Consider the following 15,907-nt stretch of genomic DNA (forward strand, 5'->3'; position numbering starts at 1 on the left):
GGGTGGGTCCGGTTGCGGGGGCGTGAGCCGCATGGATGCGGCGACCGAGCTTACATGGACGTACTTGCAGCGGCCCCCGCAACCGGACCCACCCCGCCTTCGACAGATTTCCGCGATCTGCTGGAATTGCTTTTGGGGTCAGATCCGTTTTCTTCCGCAGAAAACGGATCTGACCCCAGATTGATTTCGATATCTGGCAGAAGTGTCGACCAAGGTCGACACCTACCCACACCTGCAGAAAACCCTATCCCCGCGGTCGGCTGCGCGAAGGCACCAGCGCGAAGGTATCCACGGCCAGCGTCTCGGCGTGATTCAACCAGGCGCGGATCTCCAGATCGTCCACTTCATGATCCAGTCCGAAGGACACATTGATCTTGCCGTCGGCATCAGGCTGGACCCACTGCTGGGCCAGCACCACCTTGCGCTGCGATGACACGGCCTCGATCCAGAAACCGCGATCCGGGCGCGTGCTTGCCACCAGCTGCAGCATGTACTGGCCGGCGCGGGTGCGGCGGCCCTTCTGGGTGATCATGTGGGCCTGGCGCACGCTCGGGCGCGGTCCCTGGAACGCATCCAGCGGCGCGTCCACCGCGATGCCACCACGCAGGTCGTCGTCGCGGTACAGCTTGATGCCGTTGTCGCGGTTCACCAGCAAGGCGCACCAGTCGCCGTCGGCCGACCCATCCTCGAATGCGGTGCAGCGATCCACATAGGCCAGGGTGTTGTCCGGATCGGCATCGTCGAACTGGCGGGACGTGTTCTCCAGATACACCGACTTCAGGCCCCAGTCCTTGTCGTACTCCAGCAGGACCGGCGGCTGCACGTGCTGCATGCCCACCACCACCTGGTCGTCGTTGTCGATCCGCAGTTCGCGGGTCGGCTCGCCCAGCCACAGCGACCGGGCGAATGCCAGGTACTGCGGGTAATCGCGGCCGCCATCGCGACGCGCCGCGACGCTGGCACTGGGGGCACGCGTTTCGTCCAGCAGCGAGCGGCCGAAGCCCATCGTGCGCAGGCCCGGATCGAGCAGGCCCAGCAGGGTGGCGCCGGAGTCCAGCGTCGAGCCGTTCTCCGCCGCCAGCTGGCGCGGCGCCACGCCATCACCGAGGAACAGCAGCAGGTTCTCGCGCTTCTGCCTGGCCAGCACGTGACTGAGATCGTTGGGCATCGCCAGATGGTCCGAGGCGATCACGATCAGCGTGTCCTTGCCGTACGGACTGGCCTGGATGCGCTGGACCAGCTGCGAGATCAGGCGGTCGGTGCATTTGAGCGCGTTGAGCAGGCCGATGTTGCCGTACTGGCTCTGGTAGCGTTCGCCCTTGCACGACACCGGCAGGTGGCCTGCGGGATGGTGCGTATCCATGGTCAGCGTGGTCAGCATGAACGGTGCGCCGGCGCGCGAGAGCTGCTCGAAGCGCTGGTAGGCGGTGTCCAGCAGCACGTCATCGTGTACGCCCCAAGCAGAGTAGTGAATGCGCCCGATCTTCTTCTGCTGCTTGAACCACGCCAGATCATGTACTTCGTCGAAGCCGTGGCTGGCCAGGAACTGGCCCTTGCCGGCGAACTGGCCGTTGGCGCCGCCCAGATAATGGTTGGTGTAGCCCTGCTGCTTCAGGTAGTCGCCCAGGCACACGGCCTTGGGCAGGAAGCTGCCCATCCGGTCCATGCTGTTCTCATCGCCCTGCGAGGTGGTCAGCGGCACGCCGCACATCGATGCCACCAGCCCGGCGATGGTCCAGCCACTGCCTTCGGCCGATGCCAGGCCGCGCACATCCAACGACCTGGCGGCCAGACGATTGAGATTGGGCATCAACCCGGGGAACACGTTCTCGTCCAGATAAGTGCGTTCAAGACTTTCGCCGTAGATCCAGACGATGTTGCGCGGCCGCTGCAACGGCTGGGTAGGCACCTGGTATTCCGGCGCGATGCGCGCGAAATCCACCGGTCGCAGCTGCTGGTAAAGACGCTGGCCGTCGCGCGCCAGCGGACTGACCATGAGCGTGACCACCCATGCGACGGCGAAGCCGGCGAACCAGGCCGCACCCCGTCCGGGCCGATGCCAGCGGCGGACCCGCGTGGCGAACAGCGGTAGCAGCGAAACCAGGGCCAGCACGATGAAGCCGGCGATGTAGCCCTTGAAGTCGGCGACGCCGGCACCCTCCATGTCCGCACCCAGGTGGTACAGCGTGGCGGCGTTGAGTCCGTCACCGGAGAGCTTGTCGATCAGCCACCACGTGCTGAGCGCCAGCAACAGCAGTGAGAACGAACCGGCCTTCCACCACATCCATTTGTCGGAAGCGAGGAACAGCCAGGCCAGCAGCAACAACGACAGCAGAAGGATCCAGAGCATAGGCGGCTTCGGCAGTGAACGGGGTGGTGCGATGGACGTCGTACCGACGCGTGTCCATCCGACCGGCGCTGCCGCTAGCATGTGTGCATGACAGGCCGATGACCCGATAGTGCATGCACGAACCTGACTGAAATGTTTGTTGATCGACCGCGTGCGGTAACAGCGCGATCAAGTAAAAAGAGCGTGAAAACGCGCGTTGGATTGCATTAAGAACCGCATGAATGCGGCACTTCGGAGATGGACGTATGGCGCAGGTGCACATGTCGCGCACCACGCACTCCGCTCATCGATGGCCGCGTTCCTCGCGTGCACGCGCGCGCCGATCGAACAACAGCGCGCTGGTGACGATGCCCAGCCCCAACGCCACGCCGATCAGCATCAGCACCAGCGCGATCGCCGGGTAACCGAACACATGCCAGCCGGTATCGAGCTTCATCATCAGCGATGCGGCGAGAATCAGCGCTGCGCTGATGATGCCCGCCGCCACGCGGTTGGCGATCTTCTGCAGGTTCTCCATCAGCCGTGATTCCTCCAGCCCGGTCACCTTCATCTGCAGGCGGTTCTCGGCCAGCAGGGCCATGATGTCCGACAGCTTGCGCGGCCCATCGCGCAGCAGCTGCTGCAGCTCCATCGCCTCGCTGGCGAGGTTGGCGGCCGACAGCGACTTCTTCAGGCGCGCGCGCATCACATGCTGCAGCTGGCGCTCGACGATGCGGCGCGTGTCCAGTTCGGGCGCGAGCAGGCGGCAGACCGTCTCCAGGTTCAGCAGCGCCTTGCCCAGCAGGCTCAGTTCCGGCGGCGTACGCAATCCACAGGCCGTGGCGATGCGCACCATGTCCAGCACCACGCGTCCCTCGGAGAAGTTGCCGCTGGCGGCATAGCGCGCGATCAACTGGCCGGTCTCGCGCAGGTAACGCTCCTCGTCGAAGGCTTCCAGCCGGGTGCTGATGCTGATCAGATCGTCCGCCACTTCTTCGCCGCGGCCATCGACGGCGGCGAACAGGATCTTCAGCAGGCGCTCGCGCAGCCGCGGTGGCATGTGCGCGACCATGCCCAGATCGAAGATGGCGAGGCGACCATCGGGCATCACCCGCAGGTTGCCCGGATGGGGATCGGCGTGGATCTCGCCATGCACGAAGATCTGGTCCAGGTAGCCCCGGATCAGCGCGGCTGCCAACGGGTCCATCGACTGCTCGGTACGGCGTACGCCGGGTATCGCGTCCACGCGAACGCCGGTGGCCAGCTCCATGGTCAGCACGCGCTGGCTGCTGTAATCCCAGATCGGCTGCGGGACCCACAGGCGCCGGAAGGGCCGCAGATGGCGGCCGAAGCGGGCCAGGTTCTCGGCCTCGGCGTGGTAATCCAGCTCCTGCATCAGGGTCTTGGCGAACTCGTTGAGCCAGTCGCGCAGGCGCACCCGGCGGCCGACCTGGGTCAGGTGATCGGCGGCCAGAGCGAAGCTGCGCAACGCTTCCAGGTCCGAACGCAGCTGCGCGGCGACCTCCGGCTTCTGCACCTTCACCGCGACCTGCCGGCCGTCATGCATCACCGCACGATGGACCTGGGCGATCGAGGCGCAGCCCAGCGGCTCGGGGTCGAAGGCCGCGAACAGCTTGCTCACCGGTGCCCCCAGCTCCTGCTCGACGATGGCATGGATGCGTTCGACCGGAATCTCGGCCACCTTCTCCTGCATGCGCTCCAGTGCCGTGGCGAACTCCACCGGCACCATGTCTGGACGTGTGGACAGCATCTGGCCCAGCTTGACGAACGTCGGCCCCAGCGCTTCCAGGTCACTGACGAACTGCTCGGGATTGCCGTCGGCCGGCACCTCGGCCTGGCTGCCGGCTGCGTCCAGGTTCATGCCGGAGAACACCCCCGAATGACGGTAGCGCATCAGCAGGCGCAGGATCTGGCTGCGTCGGCTCATGCCTTTTACCAGCGGTGGATTGCCAGTGGCGGTGGGCGGATTGTTCAAACGGCACTCCTTGTGGACAACGACCGGTAGTGCCGGGCCATGCCCGGCGGAACGGGATCACCTCGCCAGTCTGGCCGGGGCAGGGTAGGCACGCGGTGAATCCACTTCCTCCCGGGCCGTTGGATCGGTCAGAATCCGTCCATCCTCCCTCCTGGAACCCCCATGGCCGGTGCCAGCCTGTTTGCCCTGCTCGACGATATCGCGACGCTGCTCGATGACGTCTCGATCCTGACCAAGGTGGCCGCGAAGAAGACGGCCGGTGTGCTTGGCGACGACCTGGCGCTGAACGCGCAGCAGGTAACCGGTGTTTCTGCCAACCGTGAACTGCCTGTGGTCTGGGCGGTGGCCAAAGGCTCGCTGCTCAACAAGGTGATCCTGGTTCCGGCCGCGCTGGCGATCAGCGCCCTGGAAGCCTGGCTGCATGGTCGTGGCTGGAACGTGCCGCTGATCGTGCCCTTGATGATGATCGGTGGCGCATTCCTTTGCTTCGAGGGCGTGGAAAAGCTGGCGCACCGTTTCCTGCATTCGGCGGACGAGGACGCCGAGCACCAGGCCGAGCGGCGCAAGGCACTGGCCGATGCGCAGGTGGACATGGTGGCGTGGGAGAAGGACAAGGTGAAAGGTGCGATCCGTACCGACTTCATCCTCTCTGCCGAGATCATCGTCCTGACACTGGGCGTGGTTGCCGCCGCCTCGTTCTCCCAGCAGGTACTCACCCTGGTGGTGGTCGCATTGGCGATGACGGTGTTCGTCTACGGACTGGTTGCCGGCATCGTCAAGCTGGACGACGCGGGCCTGTACCTCTCGCGCAAGGGCGGAGCGGTCGCAGCGTTCGGACGCGGCCTGGTCGCATCGGCGCCGTGGTTGATGAAGTTCCTGTCGATCGCCGGCACCGTGGCCATGTTTCTGGTCGGCGGCGGCATTCTGGTGCACAACGTGCCGGCGCTGCACCACGCGGTGCAGGCGCTCGGTGGCGAGGGCCAGTGGGGCTGGCTGATCGGCGCGGTTGCCAACATGGTGGTGGGTATCGTCGCTGGCGCCATCGTGCTGGCGGCGGTGACCGGCATCCAGAAGCTGCGCGGGAAGTAGCCGCGTCGCCGGACGGGCGGCGGTAGCGCCGGGCCATGCCCGGCGGAGCGCTTCAGCCCGCCTGCACGCGGTTCTTGCCCTGCCGCTTGGCCGCGTACAGCGCCTCGTCGGCCCGTCGCAGCAGCGCCTCGCTGTCATCTCCGGGCTGCCATTGCGCCAGTCCGGCACTGAAATGCACCGGCACGCGCCGGTCCTGCACGGTCAGTACCCGATGCGCCAGTGAGCGCTGCAGGCGCTGCACGGTGGCCATGCTGTCCGCACCGGGGGTCTCCGGCAGCACCAGCACGAACTCGTCGCCGCCCAGCCGCGCGATGCCATCGGTGGCGCGCAGCAGCAGCATGCACACCGCCACCATGTGCTGCAGCAGCGCGTCACCGCCGGCGTGACCATGCGCGTTGTTGGTCTGGTGGAAGTCATCCAGATCGATCACCGCCACGCCCAGCGGCGTGTTGTTGCGTTCGGCGCGCGCCAGCTCGCGCTGCAGCAGTTCGTCCAGGCCCCGGCGGTTCAGTGCCTGGGTCAGCGGATCGATGCGCGCGAGGTCGCCGGCCATGCGCAGTTCCTGTTCCAGCTCGGCGATGCGTTGTTCAGCGCGCTCCACGTCCAGCCGTGCGGCAGCCAGGTGGTCGCGTGCCTGCGCGGCCTGCTGCTGCACTTTGCCGGTATCGCGCATCACCTCCTGCAGCAGCTGGTTCAGATCGGCGATGCTGCGCGCCTCGCGCAGCTGCAGTGCGTAGCTGCCGATACGGTCATGGTATTCACCGGTGCTGGTGGCCATGCCATCCATGCGTTCGATGAAATCCCCCATCAGTCCGCGCATCGCCGCCTTGGAGTCGTCGATGCCCTGGCGCAGCAGGCCCTGCCGGTAGATCACCTCGCGCAGCTCGGCACGCGTTCGTTCAACGGCCTCGGCCTGCAGCGGGCCGGACAGCAGTTGCCGCACCGCCGCGATCTGGCCCTGCAGCCAGCTGCGATCGTCCAGCAGTTCGCTCACATTCTCCAGCAGCAGTGCGAACAGCTCCAGCAGCAGCGCCTGCTGTTCCTGCCAGCTGCCGGCACGCACGCCGATCTGATGGCCGAGCTCGCGCACACCCTGCTCGATCGGCTCCAGGGCGCTGCCCGGCTGCCAGTGGCGCAGGCGAAGGGACAGCGCCTGCGCCTGCTCGCGCAGGTCCGGGTCGTGCTGCAGCAGCGCCACTACCGCGCCGCCCAGCAGCAGGCGCAGCTGTTCGGACAGGCGCAGGCTGTCGGGCTGCCCATCCGGTGAATGCTGGTCGATGGTGCGGATGTACTTGTCGATCAGTTGCCGCATCGCCCGCCCGTAGCGTGGCCAGTCGGCGCTGGCCTGCGCGGACTGCAGGCGATCACCCATGTCGCCCAGTTCGCCCGGCAGCGTCGCCATGCCATTGGCGAACGCGGCCAGCAGCGGCTCCGGCGCATCGGCACCGGCAAAGAGCCGTTGCAGGCTTGCGCTGCTGCCGCCCTGCAGGACCACGCGCTCGCCCTCACCCGCGTCGGCAACCGCGCGCACGCGTGCCGGCGGACCGAGGGCGGTGCCGGGGGCGGGGCGCGGGTCGGGGTGGTCCGTCATGGAGCGAATCCTGGGGCTGGCAGGGTCTGGTTCCAGCATATCGGCGCGGCTGCCGATGGCTTGAACGGCTAGGATGGGCGACAGGATGCCGCACGGGAGGTGGTGATGCGCGTGATGTTGCTGGGGGCGACCGGCCTGGTCGGCGGGCTGACCCTGCCCGGGTTGCTGGACGACCCGCGCTGCAGCGCCGTGATCGCGCCCACCCGGCGTCCGCTGGCGTTGACCCATGGGAAGCTGGAGAACCCGGTGCTGGCCTTTGACGCGCTGCCGGCCTCGCCTGAGTGGGCGCGCGTGGACGCGGTCATCTGCGCGCTGGGCAGCACCATCGCCCAGGCCGGCAGCCGCGAGGCCTTCCACCGCATCGACCATGACTATCCGCTGGCGTTCGCCCGCCTCGCACAGGCACAGGGCGCGAAGACCTATGTATTGAATTCCGCCGCCGGTGCCAACCCGCAGTCGTCGATCTTCTATAGCCGGGTGAAGGGTGAGCTGGAGCGTGACCTGCGCGCGCTGGGGTTTGCTTCGCTGACCCTGGTGCGGCCTGGACTGATCGGCGGCGAGCGCACCGAGGTCCGTCGTGGCGAGCGTTTCGCACTGGCGGTGCTCGGTGCCCTGGGGCCGGCACTGCCGCGGGCATGGCGGATCAATCCAGCCGTCGAGATCGCCAGGGCACTGACCGGAGCCGCGCTGGCCCCGCAACCGGGTGAGCACGTGGTGACATCAAGCGCACTGGTCGGCTGATGTCGCGTGCGCTGCGCCTGACCCAGCTGCTGCAGCTGCTGCGCCGCCATCGACGGCCGGTGGCCGGACAGGTGCTGGCCGATGCGCTGGGTATCAGCCTGCGTACGTTGTACCGCGACATCGAGACGCTGCGCGGGCAGGGCGCTGACCTGCGCGGCGAGGCCGGCGTCGGCTACCAGCTCGCGCCGAGCGACACGCTGCCGCCGATGACCCTGCCACCGGCCGAGATCGACGCGCTGGTGCTGGGCCTGCGCTGGGTGGCGGCCCGCAGCGAGCCGGCGCTGGCCGAGGCTGCCCGTGATGCGTTGGCGCGCATTGCGCATGTGTTGCCCGCCGCTCGCCGCGAGGCACTGCGTGACAGCGGTCTGCGCGTGGGCCCTTCACGAACAGCGGCGAAGGTGCCGGCGGCCCGGCTCCAGGCGGTGCGCGAAGCCGTAAGCGCACAGCAGCGCCTGAAGTTCGGCTACGAAGATGCGCACGGCCAGCGCAGCGAGCGCATCGTCTGGCCCTTCGCGCTGGGCTACTTCGACGAAGTTCCGATGCTGGCGGCGTGGTGCGAGAGCCGCGAAGACTTCCGCCACTTCCGGCTGGACCGCATCCGGCAGGTGCGCGCGCTGGAGGATCGCTATCACGTGCCACGCGCCATCCTGCTGCGGCGCTGGCAGAAGGCCCAGGGCATCGCACCGGACTGGTTGGATCGTTCGTAGCATCGGGCTTGCTCGACGGCCTTCGAGCTTGGCGAACAGCGGGCGAACAATCGCGATGCTGCTGACAGAATCTGTCAGCAGGGCGGTACCACCATGAAGGCTCCCAACAACGGAGCGTCCCCATGTTCAGGCCCAGCACCCTGCTGCAGTACGCAAGCGATGTCGCTGCCAGCGCCGCCTTCTACAGCGGCATCCTCGGCACGCCCCCCGTCGAGCAGTCGCCCGGCTTTGCCCTGTTCCTGCTCGGCGACGGCGCCGCGCTCGGCCTGTGGCAGCGCGATGACGTGCAGCCGCCGGTGTCCACGCAGGCCGGCGCCGCGGAACTGGCGATGGTGGTCGCCAACCCGGAGGCTGTACAGCAGATGCACGACGCGTGGCGCGCACTCGGCGTGCAGATCGTGCAGGCCCCGGTCACCCTGGAATTCGGGCATACCTTCGTGGGTGTTGATCCGGATGGGCACCGCCTGCGTGTGTACAGCCGCGCCGAGGGCCTGCCCGCGCGCGGTTGAAATGAGGGGAGCCGGTACCTGCCGGTTCCGCTGTTCCCGGATGTGGTTCCGCCCACCTTCGGTTGACCAGCAGGAAGCTGCCGAGCATGGGCTCGGCTCTGCCGTAGAGCGCGCACAAAAAAACGCCGGGCACTGCCCGGCGTCTTCTGTGTTTCAGAGGTGGTGGTCGATCAGCTGGCCAGGGCCAAGTCGTCCATCATCGCGCGCAGGAAGCGGGCAGCTTCGCCGCCGGTGGCTGCGCGGTGGTCGAAGGTGACCGACAGCGGGATGACCTTGTGCGCTTCCACGCCGCCCATCACCGGGGTCATCTGATGGCGGGCACGGCCGGCACCGACGATGGCCACGCACGGCGGCACCACGACCGGGGTCGCGTAGCGGCCGGCGAACATGCCGAAGTTGGACAGCGAGATGGTGTAGCCACTCAGTTCCGAGGCCGCGATCGAGCGCGCTTCCACCTGCTCGCGCAGGCGGTTCACGCCCTCGCGGATGCCACGGGCATCCAGCATGTCGGCGTTGCGCAGGGCCGGCACGAACAGGCCGTCGTCGGTGTCCACGGCGATGCCGATGTCCACCTGCGCGTGCAGGGTGCGGGTCAGCGCTTCGCCATCGAACCAGGCGTTCATCGCCGGCACCTTCTGCGCGGCAACCACGATGGCACGCACCAGGCGGGCGGTGACGTCGTTGCCGGGCAGCCAGGCATGGATGTCGGCGTCGTCGTTGAGCGTGGTCGGTACGACCTTGCTGTGCGCATCGGCCATCACCCGCGCCATGTTGCGGCGCACGCCCTTCAGCGGTTCCGGCTGGCCCTTGGCGACCACGCCCGGCGGTTGCGTGCGCATCGGCTTGCCCGCCGCAGACAAGGGGGTGCGGGTTTCGTTCTGTACCGGCGCAGACACCTGCGCCGGGGCCGGCGCGGCATAGGCCGCAGCGGCAGCCGGGGCCGGCGCGGCGCCGAGCTTGGCGGTGCCGTTGGCGGCGGCCTGCTTGACGTCGGCCATGGTCACCGCGCCATCGCTGCCGGTGGCGCGCACGCGGCTCAGGTCGACGCCCAGCTTGCGGGCCATCGCACGCACCGCCGGTACGGCCTTGACGCCACCGACGGCCAGCGCCTGTTCGGTGTGCACGGCATTGGAGCTCTGCATCGCGCCGACCACCGTGCCGGCGTCATCGCGCTCGGCCTTGGCGTCCTCGGCGGCGGCCGGTGCCGGAGTCGGCAGCGGCGGCGGGGTCGGTGCTGCGGCCGCAGCCGGTGCCGGCGCATGGCCGTGGCTGTGGCCGGTGTCCTGGCCATCGGCACGCTGCGGCAGGTTCGGGTCGATCTCGAAGCTGGCCAGCACCGAGCCGGTCGGAATGATGTCACCGGCCGCACCGGACAGCTTCAGCACCTTGCCGGAGACCGGCGACGGCACTTCCACCACGGCCTTGGCGGTCTCCATCGACACCAGCGGCTCGTCCAGCTTGATCACATCGCCTTCCTTCACGAACCACTCGACGATGGTCGCGTCCGGCAGGCCTTCGCCCAGGTCGGGCAGGTTGAAATTCTTGGTCTGGCTCATTTGCAGTTCTCTTCCAGCAGTTCCAGTTCGCGGGCCGGCAGCCAGCCCGTCGCACCATTGGCGCGCTCGGACCACCACCATCCGCCGTGTTCGTGATGCAGCTTGACCATCTCGCCGCTTTCCACATCCAGCTCGCGGGCGTCGTAATCGCGCAGGGCTTCGGCGCGACCGTCGTCCAGCAGTTGCAGCCAGGCGACGGGCGCCCAGCCGGCGCGTCCATCGCTGGTGCGTACCCAGGCAAACGCCGGCCATTCCTCGTCACGTACGCCTACTTCGACGATCTGGCCGGTGCGGAACCGGAGCGGGTTGGGATACTGGCTGCGGTAAGCCCCAAGGAGGCGGGCCCGCATGTCAGCCTGCCGCCACCGCGCGCTTGGCCGCGGTCACGATCCGGTCCACGCTCGGCAGGTACTTCATCTCCAGGCGGAACAGCGGAATGTGGGTGTCGTAGCCGGTAACGCGCTCGACCGGGGCCAGCAGGTCGTACATCGATTCCTCGGCCAGGCGCGCGGCGATTTCCGCACCGAAGCCCGCGGTCTTCGGGGCCTCCTGCACGATCACGCAGCGGCCGGTCTTGGACACCGACTCGGCGATGGTGGCGAAGTCCAGCGGACGCAGCGTGGCCACGTCGATGACTTCGGCACTGATGCCCTCGCCAGCCAGCTTGTCGGCCGCTTCCAGCGCTTCCTTCACCTGCGCACCCCAGGCGACCAGGGTCACGTCGGTGCCGTCGCGCAGCACGAAGCACACGTCCAGCGGCAGGGCTTCGCCGTCGTTGACGACCACTTCCTTGTACTGGCGGTAGATGCGCTTGGGCTCCATGTAGATCACCGGATCGGGATCGCGCATGGCGGCCAGCAGCAGGCCATAGGCGCGCTGCGGGCTGGACGGCAGCACCACGCGCAGGCCCGGCACGTTGGTGAAGATCGATTCGTTGGCTTCGCTGTGGTGTTCCGGCGCACGGATGCCACCGCCCCACGGCACGCGCAGCACCATCGGGCAGTGCAGGCGGCCACGGGTACGGGTGCGCAGGCGCGCGGCGTGGCAGATGATGTGGTCGACCATCGGGTAGACGAAGCCATCGAACTGGGCTTCGGCCACCGGCTTCATGCCCTGCGCGGCCAGGCCGACGGTGAGGCCGGCGATGGTCGTTTCATCCAGCGGGGTGTCGAGGATGCGCTGCGCACCGAAGCGCTGCTGCAGGCCGGCGGTGGCGCGGAACACGCCGCCGTTGACGCCCACGTCCTCGCCCAGCACCAGCACCGACGGGTCGTGTTCCAGCTCCCAGGCCAGCGCCTGGGTGATGGCTTCGATCAGGGTGATGGGGGTAGCGGTCATTGCGATGTCTCCACCGGCGACAGCAGCGCTGTCGGCGGCATTGGCCTGGGAAGCGGAAGCGCCCGTCTTGATGTCATCCATGGCGCTGCTCCAGGGCAATGGCGGCCGCGCGCTGGGCCAGAAGATCCGGCGGCGGATCGGCATACAGGTAGTCGAACATCGCCTCGACCGGCTGCACCGGGGTATTGAGGTACTGGTTCACTTCCTCGTCGACCCTGGCGCCGCACTGCTCCACCCAGGCCTTTTCTTCGTCCTCGCTCCACACGCCCTGGGCGGTGAGGTACTTGCGCAGGCGCAGCATCGGCTCACGGGTCCAGGCATCCTTCACTTCGGCGTCGTCGCGGTAGCGGCGCGCGTCGTCGGCGGTGGTGTGGTCGGACAGGCGGTAGGTCATCAGTTCCAGCACGGTGCCGCCTTCGCCGGCGAGGCCGCGCTCGCGCGCCTGTTCCATCGCCGCCAGCACCGCGATCAGATCGTTGCCGTCCACCTGCAGGCAGTGCAGGCCGCCGGCCAGGCCCTTCTGTGCCAGCGTTTCGGCACCGGTCTGCGCCGAGCGTGGCACCGAGATGGCCCAGCCGTTGTTGACGATGCACAGGATCAGCGGCAGCTTGTAGGCACCGGCAGAGTTCAGCGCGGCATAGAAGTCGGTCTTCGAGCTGCCGCCATCGCCACACACCGCCACCGCGACCTGCTGCTCGTTGTTGAGCTTGAACTTCAGCGCGGCGCCCGCAGCGTGCAGGCACTGCGTGGAAATCGGCACGCAGAACGGGAAGTCCTTCACCGCATTGCCGGTGAAGTCGTTGCCGCGCTCGTCGCCGCCCCAGTACATCAGCACGTCGTACGGGCGCACGCCACGCATGAACATCGCGCCGTACTCGCGGTAGCTCGGGCCGAGCACGTCGCCTTCGCGCATGCCGGCGCCGATGCCCACGTGCGCCGCCTCGTGACCCAGGCAGGCGGCATAGGTACCCAGCTTGCCGGTGCGCTGCAGGGCGATGGATTTGCTGTCGAACGTGCGGACGTACAGCATCTGCTTGAACAGCGGCACCAGGACGCGCGGATCCTTCAGGGATTCGGGCAGGTCGTCGCGGACGAGCGTGCCGTCCGCATCCAGATACTGCAGGTATTCGATCTTGAATTCAGCGGCAACCGTCATCGCGTACTGCACCTTCGACAGAGAAGTTACAAATGATATGAATCGCCATGTTAAGGAACGCGTACGAAATAGCCTTCCTGCGGCGCAACACGGCGATTCCCCGTTGTACCCCTGCCGGCGGGTGGAGGGCCAATAACAACAACGTATTCAGTCGTTGCTGCATAGCATCCGAATACGCCTCCGGCTGACTGCCGGCGCAACGTCGCAAACGGTTCCACGCGCGGGCCCGCCATTGCCGGGTGATCCACGGCCCACCGCACGGCCCGGTATGGACCCTCCGGCTGCCAGCGCGGCGGCAACGCGCTACCCTTGCCGCCCCCGATCTGGTCCCGCTCATGTCCGTCGACAACAACCAACGCGATCTCGAAGCCGGCATCCACACCGACCTGCACGGCCGGCTGACCTACGGCGGCTACCTGCGGCTGGACCAGCTGCTCAGTGCCCAGCAGCCGCTGTCCAACCCGCCGCACCATGACGAGATGCTCTTCATCATCCAGCACCAGACGTCGGAGCTGTGGTTGAAGCTGCTGGGGCACGAGCTTGGCGCGGCCATCGGCTTCCTGCAGCGCGATGAAGTCTGGCAGTGCCGCAAGGTGCTGGCCCGCAGCAAGCAGGTGCTGCGCCAGCTCACCGAGCAGTGGTCGGTGCTGGAAACCCTGACCCCGTCCGAATACATGGGCTTCCGCGACGTGCTGGGGCCTTCCTCGGGATTCCAGTCGCTGCAGTACCGCTACATCGAGTTCCTGCTGGGCAACAAGAACGCGCAGATGCTGCAGGTGTTCGAGCATGATCCGGCCGGGCAGGCGCAGCTGCGGAGCGTGCTGGAGGCACCCAGCCTGTACGAGGAATTCCTGAAGTACCTGGCCCGCTTCGGCCACGCCGTGCCGGCGATGTACGAGACCCACGACTGGACCCAGCCGCATGTGGCCGACGACGCCCTGCAGCCGGTCTTCGAGCGCATCTACCAGGACACCGACCGCTACTGGCGCGAGTATTCGCTGTGCGAGGACCTGGTGGACCTGGAGACGGCCTTCCAGCTCTGGCGGTTCCGCCACATGCGTACGGTTATGCGGGTGATCGGCTTCAAGCGTGGTACCGGAGGCTCGTCCGGGGTCGGCTTCCTGCGCCAGGCGCTGGAGCTGACCTTCTTCCCCGAGCTGTTCCAGGTGCGGACCACGCTGCAGGCCGCGCCCCCGCCGGAGCTGGGCTGATCCCCATTCATCCGGATCCCGGCCGGCGGCTGGATCGTTTCAGATGCAAGTTCAGCGAGCAGGCGGGCACCTGCCTCAAACTGCGTGTATTTGACGTGAACGCCACAAGTCGGTGATCCTCGCGCGTTGCTCCATTGCACATCGGACGTGCTCGTCATCCACCGAACCAGGAATCCCGCATGAGCGTAAACGCCACTGCGAACACCCCGGAGCCGGCGCTGCCGGACTTCAAGACCACGCTGGGCCACCCGCGCCCGCTGTGGATGCTGTTCATGACCGAGTTCTGGGAACGCTTTGCGTTCTACGGCATCCGCTGGGCCTTGGTGCTGTACATCGTCGCCCAGTTCTACAACGGCAACGCCGCCGGCGAGGGCGATGCCAGCCGCATCTACGGTGCCTACCTGGCGCTGGTGTACGCGGCGGCGATCTTCGGCGGCTACGTGGCCGACCGGGTGCTGGGCTACCAGCGCTCGATCCTGACCGGCGCGATCATCATGGCGGCCGGCCTGTTCATGATCTCGCTGCCGGAAGAGCATCTGTTCAAGCTCGGCCTGGCCACGATCATCGTGGGCAACGGCCTGTTCAAGCCGAACATCTCCACCATGGTCGGCAAGCTGTATGGCCTGAAGGACGAGCGCCGCGATTCGGGCTTCACCATCTTCTACATGGGCATCAACATCGGCGCGATGATCGCCCCGGTGCTGACCGAGTACCTGGCCCGCAAGGTGTTCGGCACTTCGGAAATGCCGTCGTACAAGGTCGTGTTCATCGCCTCCGGCGTGGGCATGCTGATCTCGCTGGTGTGGTTCTACATCGGCCGGGCCGGCCTGAAGGGCATCGGCGCACCGCCGGCCGGTGCCGAAGGCTTCGGTCGCATCGTGATGGTGCTGGTAGGCGCGCTGGTGGCCATCCCGGTCGCCTACTTCCTGCTGGCGACCGGCGCCACCGCGCTGGCCTGGATCCTGGGCGTGATGTTCGCTGCGCTGGCCGTGCTGCTGCTGGTCGAAGGCATCCGCGAGGGCAAGGTGCAGCGCGACCGCGTGATCGCCATGCTGATCATCTTCGCGTTCAACGTCATGTTCTGGATGTTCTTCGAACAGGCCGGCAGCTCGTTCACCTTCCTGGCCGAGAACATCGTCAACCGTGACTTCGGCAACTGGACCTTCCCGACCGCGTGGTTCCAGTCGGTGAACTCGGTGGCCATCATCACCCTGGCGCCGCTGATCGCCTGGATCTGGGTGGCCCTGGGTCGCGCCAATCCGTCCATCCCGCGCAAGTTCGGCCTGGGCCTGCTGTTCAACGGCGCGGCCTTCGCCCTGCTGATGTTTGCCCTGTCGCAGATGGTCGTGGACGGCAAGATCCCGTTCTGGACCCTGTTCATGGTCTACGTCATCCAGTCCGTCGGTGAGCTGTGCCTGTCGCCGATCGGCCTGTCGATGGTGACCAAGCTGGCCCCGGTCCGCCTGGTCGGCTTCGGCATGGGGGGCTGGTTCCTGTCCACCGGCATCGGCAACAACCTGTCGGGCATCTTCGCCGGCGCCGTCAGTGGTGAAGGCGGCATGACGATCGATTCGGCACTGAAGGGGTATACCTTCGGCTTCTGGGCCCTGATCGGTTCCGGCGTGGTGCTGTTCCTGATCGCCCCGCTGATCAACAAGCTGATGCACGGCGTCAAGTGATGAGA

Annotated in this window: 13 protein-coding genes; 6 read left to right on the forward strand and 7 right to left on the reverse strand. The window is 67.2% G+C overall.

Going from position 1 to position 15,907, the window contains the following annotated elements; genetic code table 11:
* Positions 1 to 244: 244 nt before the first annotated feature.
* Complete coding sequence (locus N5J29_RS03115; protein WP_164151942.1) at positions 245 to 2,350, reverse strand: phosphoglycerol transferase I; 2,106 nt, start codon at positions 2,348 to 2,350, stop codon at positions 245 to 247.
* Positions 2,351 to 2,633: 283 nt separating this feature from the next.
* A complete protein-coding gene (locus N5J29_RS03120) occupies positions 2,634 to 4,277 on the reverse strand; it encodes an AarF/UbiB family protein (protein WP_227255316.1) in 1,644 nt (547 codons plus the stop codon).
* A 210-nt stretch (positions 4,278 to 4,487) separates the two neighbouring features.
* Between N5J29_RS03120 and N5J29_RS03125 the strand changes: the two genes are divergently transcribed.
* A complete protein-coding gene (locus N5J29_RS03125) occupies positions 4,488 to 5,414 on the forward strand; it encodes a DUF808 domain-containing protein (RefSeq protein ID WP_164151943.1) in 927 nt (308 codons plus the stop codon).
* Between the two features lie 52 nt (positions 5,415 to 5,466).
* On the opposite strand, the gene N5J29_RS03130 is transcribed toward N5J29_RS03125, so the two are convergent.
* Positions 5,467 to 7,005 (reverse strand): GGDEF domain-containing protein, encoded by a 1,539-nt coding sequence (locus N5J29_RS03130; RefSeq protein ID WP_279924093.1) that lies wholly within the window; start codon positions 7,003 to 7,005, stop codon positions 5,467 to 5,469.
* A 105-nt stretch (positions 7,006 to 7,110) separates the two neighbouring features.
* Between N5J29_RS03130 and N5J29_RS03135 the strand changes: the two genes are divergently transcribed.
* The 3 genes from N5J29_RS03135 (at position 7,111) to N5J29_RS03145 (ending at position 8,962) form a co-directional block, all read left to right on the forward strand.
* The gene (locus N5J29_RS03135) at positions 7,111 to 7,746 is read left to right on the forward strand and encodes an NAD-dependent dehydratase (protein WP_065174362.1); all 636 of its coding nucleotides are present in this window, start codon (positions 7,111 to 7,113) and stop codon (positions 7,744 to 7,746) included.
* Positions 7,746 to 8,453: a YafY family protein gene (locus tag N5J29_RS03140; RefSeq protein ID WP_164151945.1), complete on the forward strand. Its 708-nt coding sequence runs from the start codon at positions 7,746 to 7,748 to the stop codon at positions 8,451 to 8,453. The genes N5J29_RS03135 and N5J29_RS03140 overlap by 1 nt, the downstream gene beginning before the upstream one ends.
* A 122-nt stretch (positions 8,454 to 8,575) precedes the next feature.
* Positions 8,576 to 8,962, forward strand: a complete 387-nt coding sequence (locus N5J29_RS03145) for a VOC family protein (RefSeq protein WP_065174364.1) — start codon at positions 8,576 to 8,578, stop codon at positions 8,960 to 8,962.
* Positions 8,963 to 9,132: 170 nt separating this feature from the next.
* On the opposite strand, the gene N5J29_RS03150 is transcribed toward N5J29_RS03145, so the two are convergent.
* The 4 genes from N5J29_RS03150 to pdhA are packed head-to-tail and all read right to left on the reverse strand — an operon-like array spanning position 9,133 to position 13,012.
* Positions 9,133 to 10,518, reverse strand: a complete 1,386-nt coding sequence (locus N5J29_RS03150; protein ID WP_053519855.1) for a dihydrolipoamide acetyltransferase family protein — start codon at positions 10,516 to 10,518, stop codon at positions 9,133 to 9,135.
* Positions 10,515 to 10,868 (reverse strand): SH3 domain-containing protein, encoded by a 354-nt coding sequence (locus N5J29_RS03155; protein ID WP_053519854.1) that lies wholly within the window; start codon positions 10,866 to 10,868, stop codon positions 10,515 to 10,517. Before N5J29_RS03155 ends, N5J29_RS03150 begins: the two co-directional genes overlap by 4 nt.
* A 1-nt stretch (position 10,869) precedes the next feature.
* Entirely contained in the window at positions 10,870 to 11,937 is a 1,068-nt protein-coding gene (locus N5J29_RS03160) for an alpha-ketoacid dehydrogenase subunit beta (protein WP_053519853.1), read from the reverse strand.
* Complete coding sequence (pdhA, locus tag N5J29_RS03165) at positions 11,930 to 13,012, reverse strand: pyruvate dehydrogenase (acetyl-transferring) E1 component subunit alpha (RefSeq protein ID WP_053519852.1); 1,083 nt, start codon at positions 13,010 to 13,012, stop codon at positions 11,930 to 11,932. The genes N5J29_RS03160 and pdhA overlap by 8 nt, the downstream gene beginning before the upstream one ends.
* Positions 13,013 to 13,347: 335 nt before the next feature.
* Between pdhA and N5J29_RS03170 the strand changes: the two genes are divergently transcribed.
* Both N5J29_RS03170 and N5J29_RS03175 read left to right on the forward strand, forming a co-directional pair.
* Positions 13,348 to 14,223, forward strand: a complete 876-nt coding sequence (locus tag N5J29_RS03170; protein ID WP_053519851.1) for a tryptophan 2,3-dioxygenase family protein — start codon at positions 13,348 to 13,350, stop codon at positions 14,221 to 14,223.
* 179 nt (positions 14,224 to 14,402) lie between these two features.
* Positions 14,403 to 15,902 carry an oligopeptide:H+ symporter gene (locus N5J29_RS03175; protein WP_053519850.1) on the forward strand — a complete coding sequence of 500 codons (1,500 nt, stop codon included), beginning with the start codon at positions 14,403 to 14,405 and terminating at the stop codon, positions 15,900 to 15,902.
* The last annotated feature ends 5 nt before the right edge of the window (positions 15,903 to 15,907 follow it).

The sequence above is a fragment of the Stenotrophomonas sp. GD03680 genome, from assembly GCF_029844625.1.
Lineage (GTDB): Bacteria > Pseudomonadota > Gammaproteobacteria > Xanthomonadales > Xanthomonadaceae > Stenotrophomonas > Stenotrophomonas maltophilia_P.

Bases quoted from the DNA above. Each gene is read 5' to 3' on its own strand.
- N5J29_RS03160 (WP_053519853.1), bottom strand. From the start codon at position 11,937: ATGGATGACATCAAGACGGGCGCTTCCGCTTCCCAGGCCAATGCCGCC.
- N5J29_RS03115 (WP_164151942.1), bottom strand. From the start codon at position 2,350: ATGCTCTGGATCCTTCTGCTGTCGTTGTTGCTGCTGGCCTGGCTGTTC.
- N5J29_RS03135 (WP_065174362.1), top strand. From the start codon at position 7,111: ATGCGCGTGATGTTGCTGGGGGCGACCGGCCTGGTCGGCGGGCTGACC.
- N5J29_RS03145 (WP_065174364.1), top strand. From the start codon at position 8,576: ATGTTCAGGCCCAGCACCCTGCTGCAGTACGCAAGCGATGTCGCTGCC.
- N5J29_RS03125 (WP_164151943.1), top strand. From the start codon at position 4,488: ATGGCCGGTGCCAGCCTGTTTGCCCTGCTCGACGATATCGCGACGCTG.
- N5J29_RS03150 (WP_053519855.1), bottom strand. From the start codon at position 10,518: ATGAGCCAGACCAAGAATTTCAACCTGCCCGACCTGGGCGAAGGCCTG.
- N5J29_RS03140 (WP_164151945.1), top strand. From the start codon at position 7,746: ATGTCGCGTGCGCTGCGCCTGACCCAGCTGCTGCAGCTGCTGCGCCGC.
- N5J29_RS03130 (WP_279924093.1), bottom strand. From the start codon at position 7,005: ATGACGGACCACCCCGACCCGCGCCCCGCCCCCGGCACCGCCCTCGGT.
- N5J29_RS03170 (WP_053519851.1), top strand. From the start codon at position 13,348: ATGTCCGTCGACAACAACCAACGCGATCTCGAAGCCGGCATCCACACC.
- N5J29_RS03120 (WP_227255316.1), bottom strand. From the start codon at position 4,277: ATGAGCCGACGCAGCCAGATCCTGCGCCTGCTGATGCGCTACCGTCAT.
- pdhA (WP_053519852.1), bottom strand. From the start codon at position 13,012: ATGACGGTTGCCGCTGAATTCAAGATCGAATACCTGCAGTATCTGGAT.
- N5J29_RS03175 (WP_053519850.1), top strand. From the start codon at position 14,403: ATGAGCGTAAACGCCACTGCGAACACCCCGGAGCCGGCGCTGCCGGAC.
- N5J29_RS03155 (WP_053519854.1), bottom strand. From the start codon at position 10,868: ATGCGGGCCCGCCTCCTTGGGGCTTACCGCAGCCAGTATCCCAACCCG.